Source organism: Algoriphagus marinus (genome assembly GCF_001936475.1).
GTDB classification, from domain to species: domain Bacteria; phylum Bacteroidota; class Bacteroidia; order Cytophagales; family Cyclobacteriaceae; genus Algoriphagus; species Algoriphagus marinus.
In genome coordinates this window covers 264,723-276,868 of sequence record NZ_MSPQ01000001.1, presented here as the reverse complement: position 1 = coordinate 276,868, position 12,146 = coordinate 264,723, and the positions used below count along the sequence as shown (strand labels likewise).

The following is a 12,146-nucleotide window of genomic DNA, read 5'->3' as shown; positions in this document are numbered from 1 at the left end:
TTCGCCTATTTAATAATTAGTTTTTAAACTCTATTTCGTTGATAGCGACTAATATTTCTTCAGCTTTCGCATTCGGGTTATTGAAGACAAAATATATATCGTGCTTCCCTGATATTCCTGAGAAATTCGCAGAAGCTTTGGCTGAGTTCTGTCTAGCCCATTCTTTTCTGGATACGCCTTCCGGTGGTCTAAACCCTCCCTCTGGCGCCTTAGTCACCATTTCTGTTTGGCCTAGCAATTTCCCACTCGGAGAATCCAACCGTATATCCACAGAGGCACCTTTGGCACCCACTCGCTCACTTACACCTAAATACAACATAATTGCTTTTACTCCTGTCAAATCTATGTCCTTAAATCCGATATAAGATTGATCACCAACCATGAAGAAATTGACTCTAGGCGTAGTTAATAGCTGAACTCCTTTTCTAATTTCGGAAAGTTGTGGGTCAAGAAAAGGATTTCTTAAAGCAACAAAATCTTCTCCATCCAAAGAAGGTATATTTCCAGCACCCTTATCAAGGTAATAAGCTCTAAGTAAATAGCCTCCATCACCATCTTCTCCCTCAGGAACTTCTGGATTGATTTTACCTTCCAATGGGAGAGAAGATACAGTGGGTTGAACTTCATCCATGCTTAAAACATATTCAATCATACGTTTTGCATCAGACTCCGAAAGCTGTGGATGTGCACTCATACCATGATCTCCCCAAACACCACTACCACCATTAATCACTTTACCAACCAGCATTTCAATATTGGCTGGTGTATCAGGATACCTCTCAGCTACGGCTTTATAGCTTGGGCCAATGGATGTGGTATCATATTGGTGACATGACTTACAATCACTGAGTTCAATGAGATTTCGCCCAATATTCAATACAGCCATAGACTCAGCACCACTTTGTTTAGAAGCCATTTCGATCGGATCAAAACCGGCAGGAACATAATCAAAAGTCACTGCGACTTCTTCTGCCTTGATGGCACCATTTGATGTGCTTCCATCTTCTTTGTCAGAGACCATTACTTTATAATCCAGTGATTTATCACCGAAATAGAAGGTTCTGTTTTTACCACTGAAATCTATGCTGACCACTGGACGATCATTTCCCGCCACTATTTCCATGCTGGAAGAATTGGATTCGCCTTTGGTATCAGTCACCGTTAATGACACCTTATAAATTCCAGGTGTCTCAAAAGTATAAGATACCTCGGGTCCTGATAACTCAATCGGTGAAGCTTTTTCAGAAGTAATCGTCCAAGAATAGGTAAGATTACCCTGATCGTAATCGTCATAATCGTTGGTTCCTGCTGAGCTGAATTGGGTAGTGAAAGGCACTGAACCTGCCATGACATTCGCAGAGGCATTTACGTTTGGTTTTCTATTTCCTGCGTTGTATTCAATCTTTACGATTCTGGAATTCGAATTTCCCCGGAACCAAGCACTTCCATACTCTAAAACATAAAGTGCTCCATCTGGTCCAAAATCCATGTCAATGGCTGAACTGAAGGTCTCTTCCGGTAAAAACCGCTCCATCGACTTATATTCTCCATTTTCATCCATCGAGACCGCCATGATCCAACCTCTCATGAAATCGACGATCAACCATTTTCCTTCATAATACGCCGGAAAAACATAAGGAGCGTCCTTTTTAAAATCCTTTTTACGAAAAACCGGACCACCTGTAGCGCTTCTTCCAGAACTTCCAAGCATCGGAAATTCTTCGGAAACCCCATAAGGGTACCAAATGAAGGCCGGAACTACCGGAGTTGGAAGCTCTCTTAAACCCGTATTATTGACTGATTCATTGACAGGCTTGTTTACATCGAAAGGAGCTCCATAAGTATCCGTTGCTAAGTCATGTCTAGTGTATGGTTGGTTATCTCCAATAAAATATGGCCATCCAAAAAACCCAGGGCCTTTAGCTTGGTTAAACTCATCATATCCTTTGGGGCCCCAGATCGAGTCGACCGATGCATCTGGTCCGACTTCGCCCCAATACAAATAGCCCGTTTCACTATCCAAAGTAGGTCTCCAAGGATTCCGGTGACCCATGGTATAGATTTCTGGCTTGGTTTTCTCAGTACCTACCGGGAATAAATTTCCTGCTGGAATGGTATAGGTTCCATCGTCTTCTGGATGGATTCTCAAAATCTTTCCTCGCAAATCATTGGTGTTTCCAGGAGCTCTTTGATCATCCGAGTTTTCAAAACCTGGTCTTTCATCCAAATTTGAAGAACCTGTTCTTGGGTTTACTGTATTATTTCCAACAGTCAAGTAAAGATTACCTTCCTGGTCAAAGACCATCCCTCCACCAGTATGACAACATTCTTCCCGTTGAGTAGGAACCACCAAAAGGATTTTCTTGGTCTCTTCCTTCAGTGTATTACCATCTAGCTCATACCTTGCTAAGACATGCTGGGTATCCACAGGATCAGCGTAATAGAGGTAAATCCAATGATTCTTTTCAAAATCAGGGTGGGCAATCACACCCATCAAGCCTTCTTCTGCTTCTCTCACCACACCTTCTTTATTGGTGTATTTGGTATTTACAGGAATCGTGGCAACTAGCGTTACTTCTCCAGATTTTTCATCCAAAATCTTTACTCCTCCTTTTCGTTCTACAAAGAGAATTCTGCTTTCTGGAAGAAAGGTCATTTCCATAGGTTCGTCCATCCCTTCTGTCAAAACCACTTTGGTAAAGCGATTATCATCAGGCTTCACATTGGGATCATCTATAGGCTCAGATTTCTCGCAGGAACTGAGTCCAATGAGTATTAAAAAGATAAGCAAGGATTTTATCCTTATTAATTTTTTCACCGAACAGTTCATAAATATTTGGTTTTTAGGATCTATGAGATTCAAATTAGTTTTGATGTTAATTTGTCAAGATGACAAAATAGAAAAAACTAAACCACAGAAATTACTTCACACGGTATTTAACTGATTTAAACAGTCAAATCACTTAAAATTTTATAGATCAATTTATTGGTTTACCAAATTTATCCGCTTTGTAATTCCAAGCTGATCGAGGATAATGACTCCACTTTCATTTTGATCAAATTCAAATCGGATTTCCTGAAGTAAGGCAGGGGTAAAAGCAGGGTTTTTGGATTTCAGGTTTTCCAGGTCAAAAACGAATGTTTGAAAGATATTTTCTGAATGATCCTTCTTGTCCAAGAAATCCAATTTCAATACTCTTGACTTGATCTGTCGCTGAAGGTGAGAAAATTCTGACAGAAGAAAACTGATTTCTGCACCAGATTGATCGGTCAAAATGATCGTGAAGTCTAGGGGAGCATCTGGCTTTTTTTCGTCTTCCTCCTCATCGACTTCTTCCTCCCCATTTTCACCCTTGGAATCTGACTCGTTTTCCAATTCAGCATTGGCTTTCTTTGAATTCGTATTATCCTGATTATTCACCCATTTTCCTTCGGACTTAGGATTAGAGCTTTCGGTAGATTCTGCAAGAGAAAACATCAAAACAGAGGTGGAGTCAGGTCTGAAACTCATCGAATCCAGGGTTATCGAATAGCTCGCTAAAACAGAATCTGGAATCGTCGGTTTCGCCACATCTTTCCAAAGCGTATCGATTCCCTCATTTAATTTCTTATAATTCCATCCAAGGAAAACTGCCCGGCTTCCTTTTTTCGCATATTCCAAGTCGATCTCAGCTTCCCTCCAGACACTCAGGTTCTCTCCATCAGCGACACCTCCTGTGGAAGTACTGGTCAGCTCAAAATCCTCATCGAAGTTTGCCCAAATACTGGTGTTTGAATCTTCAAATTGGCTCAGATAAATCGATTCTGGAAGCCAATCTTTTCCTTTTCTGGCGTCAATAAACAGCGGAAGAAACTCTGAACGATTATTTAAGCTTGCTTCCAAAAAAGCCCCAATATAGACTTTAGCCACTTCCTCCTGCTCAGCAACTGGCATTAATTGTCCACGATTTAGAATTCCTTTAAAAGTCACTCCATAATCATTGTCTCCCCAAGAAGTGTTGAATTGCCCATGATTTGCACCAGAGATATAAACAGCAGATTTGAAATGGTAGGTGCTGTCTGTAAACTTGATTCGTTCATATTGCATGGCTCCTGCAAATGAAGTCACATCTGCATCTTGGGCGCCATGAATAGTCAGGTAATCGACATTTTCGAATTTTGTCCCTGATCCTCCCGGTTTGTATTGCCCATCTACAGGCGCTATGGCAACAATGCCTTTGATGTTAAAATGATACCCAAGTTTGATAGAAGCATCATCAGGATAATATTCCAGCGCATTCAGCATTGCTGCATGACCTACCGCTTCACCACCACGGGAATGCCCCATCAATGCAATTTTATCCATATCGGCTTTGCCAAAAAGTGGATGGGATTCATTTTTATTCCATTCATCCCAAATCCGTAAATGCTCCAGTAACAACCAACCACGAGCATCATTCTCTTTTTCCAATCGACCAAAAAGATCAGTCCACGACCCATTGATAAAGTTCTCATCCACAGAAGCTAAAATCATCCCTTTGGATGCTAAAAACTCTCCTAGATAATCATAACCCGGATCGGAAAAATCCTGCATGGAATGATTACCATGAACTACCAAAACCAAAGGAAAAGGACCTTTGCCTTCAGGCATCCATACACGAGCATTTAGCGGTAATTCTTTCGCATCGAATCCCCAATACTTTTCTCGCCACCAGCCACCGAATTTTTTCCAGTTATCGATAAACGCTCGTCCATCTACCGATTCCGTTTGGTAGGTAACTCCTTCTGCAAACTCCTCCCGACGAAGATCTTTTCCTGATCCATAGGTAAAGGTGGTAAACTGAAAGTTTCCATTTTCTGCCGGAGAGGCGACTTCAATCTGTGAAATTTTGTTTTCCGTTAGTTGAGCTGCATTGATCTGTTCATCGATTTCCAATCCTCTGATACTTCCGAAATAAATCAAACAGCCTATTCCAGCTATTCCAACCACAAATCCCAAAACCGAAACCACCTTTTTCGGAGTGGTCAATCGCTGAAAATGTCCTTTCCAAAACATTGCTATTCCCGCTCCAATAAGTGAGAAAACCAAGATCATAAAAACCGCAAATCGCTCATCTCCTAGCCGAACTAATGAAAGTAAGATGATGCAAGCAATCAATACCCTTTTGTAAAAGCGGGGGATTTCATAAATCAATTTGATAAGCTTGACAGCTAGGTAAGAAACCAAAGTTACTGCCAACAAAATCAGCAGACCAAAAGCCAGAATCCAAGGATCCTTCCAATTGACACTCATCCCTACTACCTCAATCACAAAAACAATCAAAGTTAAAATCAACAGCCCAATCGCGGCTCCTTTAATGGCAAAAGGTCCCGGCTTGATCAGGTTTAGCTTTCCTTTAATCCAAGTGCCTATTTTCTTAAAAAATTTCTTCATCTAAGTTTGTTTTAAATTATTGAGCAGGTGCCGAAGTAATTTTGCCATAAACAGCATCCCGAAAGTTTTTATGAAGGCTAATCCCATCGTATGGGAATAATTGGACAAATAGAACCGCTACCAATTCGTTTTTAGGATCCACCCAAAACAGGGTACTCGCTGCTCCATCCCAGAAAAATTCGCCTACAACACCATTCATTTCTTCTGCCGCGGCCGGTGGATCTGTCCGGACAGCAAAGTCAATCCCGAATCCTACACGGCCTTTGCTTGGAAGCCAGGACCGCTCTGTCACCGAATCTGGAAGATGATTGGTTGCCATCAATTCGACAGTTTCTGATTTTAAGATTCTTATGCCGTTGATTTCTCCCTTTCTTACAAGCATTCTTGCAAAGGTCATGTAATCATCCAAGGTGGAAGTAAGCCCAAAACCTCCCGGAGTCAATGGCCACTTTTTAAGATTAAAAGCATGCGCAGAAGAGTCCGGCATTTGAGTCAACTCACCTTCGCCAGTTCGCTGGTACGCAGCAGAAAACCGATCTAAATCTTTCTCTAAAACCACATATCGCGTATCATTCATTTTCAAAGGACCCAAAACATGTTCCTGAACATATTCTCCGTAGGGCACTCCTGCGATTCGCTCTACCAAAAATGCCTGGACATCGACCGATTGACCATATTCCCATTGGGTACCAGGTTGAAACCAAAGTGGGGTGCTGCCGATTTTTTCAGCCATTTGGGTCAAGGTATTTTCAAAGCTCCGGGCATTTTTTTCCTTCATCACTTCGCTCAAGCCAGGAATATTATCTCGGTTGGGAAAGCCTGCCGTATGTCTGGTGATATCCCGGATAGAAACCGGACGCTCAGCATCTACTAAGATCATTTTGCCATTTTCATCCACACCCTGATAAACTTTCATATTGGCAAATTCAGGCGCATATTTTTCCAAAGGATCATCCAATTGAAATTTACCTTCTTCCCAAAGCGTCATTAGTGCTGTACCGGTTATCGGTTTGGTCATGGAATAGATCTGCACGATAGTATTTCGATCCATCGGGATTTGTTTTTCCTGATTGGCAAATCCAAAAGCATTGAAATAAACCTCCTGATCTTTTTCAAAAATCAGGGCAGAAATTCCGGCCACATTTCCCGAGTTGACATAGCTCTGAAGCGTAGAATCTAATCTGGAGATGGCGTTTTCATTAACTACAAACTCGACTTTTTCTTCCTGGTTTTGGCAAGAAGCGCAAAGCAGTAGGACGCCCAGCGCGATTGCTGGGATTAGTTGCTTGGTCTTAATCATAGGGTGTCAATGATTTTATAGATTTTTCCTTGATTCTTACTCATGATGTAAACTTGCTTTTCGGCATCTATTCCGAATTTCAAATCCACTCGACCACCTACCAATTCCTCCATAGTCGTTTCTTTTCCTTCGAAAATGACTTTCATACTCTTTACCTCTGGACTTGGTTTTTGATCCAAATTCGCAAAAAACAATCGGCCCGTTGGAATATCTCCAAAAATGAATTTGCCCTTTAGCTTTCCTTCGGGAAGAAAATATCCTCCGATCACGGCAACCGTCTCATCATGCTCGAGCTGGATCAAAGGGTAGGTTACTCCTTTTTTAGCGTCATCTGCCGGTAATGGATAAAGGCTTCGGAAGCTTCCAAAAGGGTTGATCATAAATCTCCCTTCACGAATCGGCCAGCCGTAAAACTTCCCCGGCTCAATCAGATTGATCTCTTCCATACTGTGCTGCCCGATGTCGGTAGCAAATAATTTTCCGGATTCATCCCAAAAAATCCGATTCGGATTTCGGAATCCAAAGGCCAAGACTTCGCCAGCTTTTCCAGAAACACCAGCGAAAGGATTGATTTTAGGTATTCCGTATTTTCCATTTTTTCCGTCTTTTCCAGTAGGATCGATTCGCAATATGCTGCTATAAATTCCCGAACCTCCATGGTTAGAAATATGCGCAAATCTTTTTTCAGCTGTTCCTCCATCTCCATAACCAATGTAAAGCAATCCAAAATCAGGATCGCCTTTTTTCGAGTTTGGGTTGAAGGTCAGCTCTTGCATGCCATGAGCTTGTGAAGAGTTATCGATTCGAAGGATTTCCCGATTTGTTCCTTTGAAGATTTTAGCATTTGGAGAATCTACTTTCCATTCCGTCAAGACCCATTGCATAAAGACAGCTAAACTATCCGTATATCCAAAGTCTGAAGGTTGGGTGCCTCCAGGTTCAGTATGCGCGGTATAAAAAAGGCCATTCTCCATGAATTCCGGATGAAAGGCAAAACTACCTACACCTGTTGCCCAACCTGGCTTGCTGACCATAGCTGGCTTTTGATCCAAAAGGTTGAGGTAAAGCTGTGGTTTTTGATCAATCAATTCATAAATCCCAATTCGCTGATCATTAATCATCAAGCGGTTTGAACCGGAAATCGGCTCCATCTTGGTCATTTTGGCTAGGGCAGGAGTAGTATCAGTAGCCGGTAACTGGGCATAAAAGTCCAGTTCCAAACGAATACCCGAGTCTTGGATTTTTTCAGGGATCAAGTTGGAGGTTGTATCTCCCAATATTTCAATCGGAATAGTTTCGAAAGTATGCAGATAGCTAAGGATGGAATTAAGATCAGAATCAGAAAAATTCGGATAAGCCGGCATTTCATTCTTATAAATTGCGAGAAGCCTCAATGCTCTTTCATCCTTAGCAAGAAAAAACTCAGAAGGATTCTTGATAAACCTTTTAATCCAATCAGTTTCCACCTGACGAGTCAAACCGCTAAGATTTGGCCCGATTGCATTCTCATTGAAATTATGGCAGGTGGAACAATTTTGTTCGAAAAGTTTTTTTCCAGCCAATATCTGCTCCGATGAGGTAGAAATTTCCTCACCAAATATTTTTTCTCCCCGAGGTGAACACGCTTCGAAAATGAGGAACAGCAGCGTGATGTAAGCGAAACGAAAATTCATATAAAAGAAGATTAGCCCATAGGATTAGCTGATAATATCCGAATTCTTCTTGGAATTGGGAAACCGACAGAATAAATCAGACTTTCTGTCTCAATTTGCTTGTAAGGAATTCGCTGTCAATTATTAATTTTTACCGAAAATAGCTGCCAATAAACCAATCTTCCTTAAACTCATCGAAGAATCCTGTTCATTCATCGAAAAAATCCTTTGACTTATCGGTTTTCTTCTTGATTTGCAAATCTTATCTTATGAGAGCTAAAACTTTTAACCGTTTAACCCAAATGTAACCTTGAAAGAAGAACAGTCATTTCCAAGCTTTTCCATTGAGAGATACCGTTTATTGGTTGAAGAAGCGGGCGATATCATCTATGAAACGGATCTAAATGGACATTTCACTTTTGTAAATAACAAGGCATCAGAAGTTTTGGGCTATTCAAAAAAATTTCTCCTTGGTAAAAAATATACTGAGCTTATTCCAGAAGATCAGCAAAAAGAGGTTCAGAAATACTACCTAGAGCAATTTGAAAAGAAAACGCCTTCTACATATTTAGAGTTTCCAGCAATCACAGCTGCAGGGCAGAAGATTTGGATTGGACAAAATGTACAATTGATTAAGAGAGGGGGGGAAATCACAGGTGCAATGGCTGTAGCGAGAGTTATTACAGAACGCTACCAAGCAGATTTACTAAAAAGGAAATCAGAGGAAAAATACCAAAGCATCATCCAAAATTTACAATTTGGATTAATTGAGGTAGACCTAGAAGAGAAAATTACTTTCATCAATGAGGCCATGTGTAAAATTACCGGTTACACAGAGGAGGAATTGATCGGAAAAAAACCCTCTATCATATTGACAAATGAGGATACTAGAAAAATAATAGCAAAGGAACATAAGCTTCGAGAAAAAAACAAAGCAAGTGCTTACGAAGCAGAAATTATTAGAAAGGATGGTACCTCCTTCTATTGTCTTATTTCTGGAGCTCCCTCCTTCAATTCTTTTGGGGAGAGAATAGGATCTATTGGAATTCATGTAGATATAAGCCAAAGAAAAAAGAATGAGTTAGACCTCAAGAAGTTTAGCCAAAATCTTGATCGTTATACCAATGCCTTAGAGGAACTAAACAGAATCACTTCTGATACTAGTATTTCGATGGACCAGCAACTTGAGAAAGGATTACAAATGGTATCCAACTACTTCAAATTATCTATCGGAGGAGTAGTAGAAGCAGAAGGTGATCGCCTCAAAGTAGTCAAGAATGTCAATCCTCACTTGATTCCAAAAGGTTATATGGAATATTTACCGCTGCATGACTCCATTCCAGGTTTATCATATTTGGAACAGCGTCTTATTGCAATTCCTGATGTGACTAAATCTCCCTATAAAGATTATTCAACAGTCAAGGATATGTCTATCAAGTCCTTACTAAGTATGCCAATCGAAGTTGATGGGAAAAAATTTGGATCAATAATTCTGGGAGATTTCGAGCCAAAACCAGAGGGGTTTTCTGGGTATGATTTCGAGTTTTTTAGGCTTTTCGGTCGATTTATAACCTATCTGCTGAGTACACAACGTCTCCAGAAAACTATTGAAAAGTTTAATTCCGGACTGATTCGACTCAATGAAATAGCATCAAATTACGATTTGTCTATCTCTTCCCAACTTCAGTCTGGTCTTGAAGTAATCATGGATTTTCTGGAATTTAATAAAGGAGGAATCCTATTAGCGGAAGGAGAAAAACTCGTGTATTTGCATACTGTAATGGATACACCTATGCCTGAGGGAGTAGAGGTTAGTATTCCCATCGAAGGTAGTCCTTCTGGAATTTCATTTACAGAGAATCGGCTGATCGCCATCAGCGATGTAAGCGATTCGGAGTTTTCCGAAAACATTTTTATGAAATCCTTTGGGTTGGCCTCTTGTCTGTTCACACCCTTTACCATTGAAAACAAACCCATAGGGGTGATTGCTTTAGGGAGTGAAAAGGCAAAGGCAGAAGCGTTTAATCAAAATGAATTAGAATTTTTCCGCCTCTTTTCCAGATTTGTAGGCTATATTATTTCCAATCAAAAAAACAGGAAAGAGTTAGAAAAGGAACAAGAAGTCCTGAAAACTAAAAACACTGAACTCGCTCAGCAGCAGCAGTTTCTTTCCTCCATCAATTCTTTTGTAAATACCCTTTTAGAGCAAGAAGACATCTACACCATCGCCTGGGAAATTGCAGAAAATGTCATTGAAAAATTCGGTTTTTCTGACTGTGTAATTTATGTGTTAAATGATGAAAAAAAGGTTTTGGAACAATTAGCCGCATATGGTGAAACTAAAACAAAAGGCCGTAAAATACTCAACCCGATCACAATCCCTTTTGGGGAAGGAGTTGTAGGCTGGGTAGCAAATAATGGCAAAGCTGAAATCATCAAGGACACCAGACAAGACTCTCGGTATATTCCAGATGATCAAGTAAGGCTTTCTGAAATTTGTGTCCCAATTATTTATGAGGGGAAAGTTTTAGGAGTGATCGACTCAGAGCATGATGAAGTCAACTTTTTTAATCAAAAGCACCTCGAAACTCTTCAAACCATCGCAAACCTTGCGGCTACCCGAATCAAAAACGCTAAAGCAAAAAGAAAACAAGAGGCGGCTGAACTAGAGCTGCGGGAAAGTGAGAAGAAGCTTCGGACTATAATTGAATCGGCACTTGATGCAATCATCACCATCGATGAACAAGGTATAATCCAAGAATGGAATCCGAGAGCTGAAGAGATTTTTGGCTGGTCGGCAGAAGAATCAATCGGGAAAGACCTCACTTCAAATATTATCCCGAACCAACATCACTCCTCCCATCACAATGGGATGAAAAAATACCTTAAAACTGGTATTGGCCCAGTACTCAATCAGCGGATCGAAGTGACTGCAATGCGTAAATCAGGAGAGGAGTTTCCCATCGAATTGAGTATTATTCCTATCATTCGAGGTGAGATCCACACCTTTACTGCCTTTATTCGTGACATTACTTTGGCAAAGAAAACCAAAGATGAAATGGAGAAATCCTTGGCAAAAGAACGGGAGTTGAATGAATTGAAGTCTAGATTTGTCTCAATGACTTCACACGAGTTTAGAACTCCTCTAACTACAATCAAACAAAATGTGGATCTAATCAGCTATCAACTCGAAGCATCCGCTCCAAATGCCAAGGCGACCTTTGACCGATATTTTGACCGGATTGATTCAGAGATCGGTCGGGTTACAAATTTGATGAACGATATTCTTTTGCTGGGCAAAATCGAAGCAGGAAAAGTAGAGATTTCAAAGCGACCAGGCGATTTGGTAAAGCTGGCAGAACAATGCATCCAGAAAATTTGTCTTGGAAGATTAGATCAACGAGGAATTATCTTAGAAACAAAGGGCGTGGAGCGGCTGGTACCAATGGATATGCAGCTCATGGAACACATCCTGACGAATATTATGTCCAACGCTTTAAAATATTCTCCTGATGCCAAAGATCCAGAATTAAGTATTTCATTCAATTCACTTTCTGAAGTGCTGATCTCTTGCAAAGACCAAGGAATAGGGATTCCAAAAAAAGATCAGAAAGGGCTTTTCTCCTCTTTCTACAGAGCTACCAACGTAAAAAACATTCAAGGATCAGGGTTAGGCCTTTCGATTGTAAAAGAATTTGTTCTGATGCATGGAGGTACTATTCAAGTCATTAGTGACACCAATCAAGGGTCAACATTCAATATTTCTATTCCGACTACCTAG

5 protein-coding genes are annotated in these 12,146 nt (G+C 40.6%); 1 reads left to right on the top strand and 4 read right to left on the bottom strand.

Features of this window, described 5'->3' with window-relative positions; translation table 11 throughout:
* Positions 1 to 16 precede the first annotated feature (16 nt).
* The 4 genes from BVC88_RS01140 to BVC88_RS01125 all read right to left on the bottom strand — a co-directional run bounded on the left by BVC88_RS01140 (position 17) and on the right by BVC88_RS01125 (position 8,386).
* Positions 17 to 2,791, bottom strand: a complete 2,775-nt coding sequence (locus tag BVC88_RS01140; RefSeq protein WP_245803568.1) for a PQQ-dependent sugar dehydrogenase — start codon at positions 2,789 to 2,791, stop codon at positions 17 to 19.
* Between the two features lie 192 nt (positions 2,792 to 2,983).
* Positions 2,984 to 5,413 (bottom strand): alpha/beta hydrolase, encoded by a 2,430-nt coding sequence (locus BVC88_RS01135; protein ID WP_075348805.1) that lies wholly within the window; start codon positions 5,411 to 5,413, stop codon positions 2,984 to 2,986.
* Between the two features lie 16 nt (positions 5,414 to 5,429).
* Positions 5,430 to 6,713, bottom strand: coding sequence for a serine hydrolase domain-containing protein (locus tag BVC88_RS01130; RefSeq protein WP_075348804.1), 1,284 nt, complete (start codon positions 6,711 to 6,713; stop codon positions 5,430 to 5,432).
* Positions 6,710 to 8,386 (bottom strand): PQQ-dependent sugar dehydrogenase, encoded by a 1,677-nt coding sequence (locus tag BVC88_RS01125; RefSeq protein WP_075348803.1) that lies wholly within the window; start codon positions 8,384 to 8,386, stop codon positions 6,710 to 6,712. Before BVC88_RS01125 ends, BVC88_RS01130 begins: the two co-directional genes overlap by 4 nt.
* 289 nt (positions 8,387 to 8,675) lie before the next feature.
* Here BVC88_RS01125 and BVC88_RS01120 point away from each other — a divergent pair, with 289 nt between their 5' ends.
* Complete coding sequence (locus tag BVC88_RS01120) at positions 8,676 to 12,146, top strand: PAS domain S-box protein (protein ID WP_075348802.1); 3,471 nt, start codon at positions 8,676 to 8,678, stop codon at positions 12,144 to 12,146.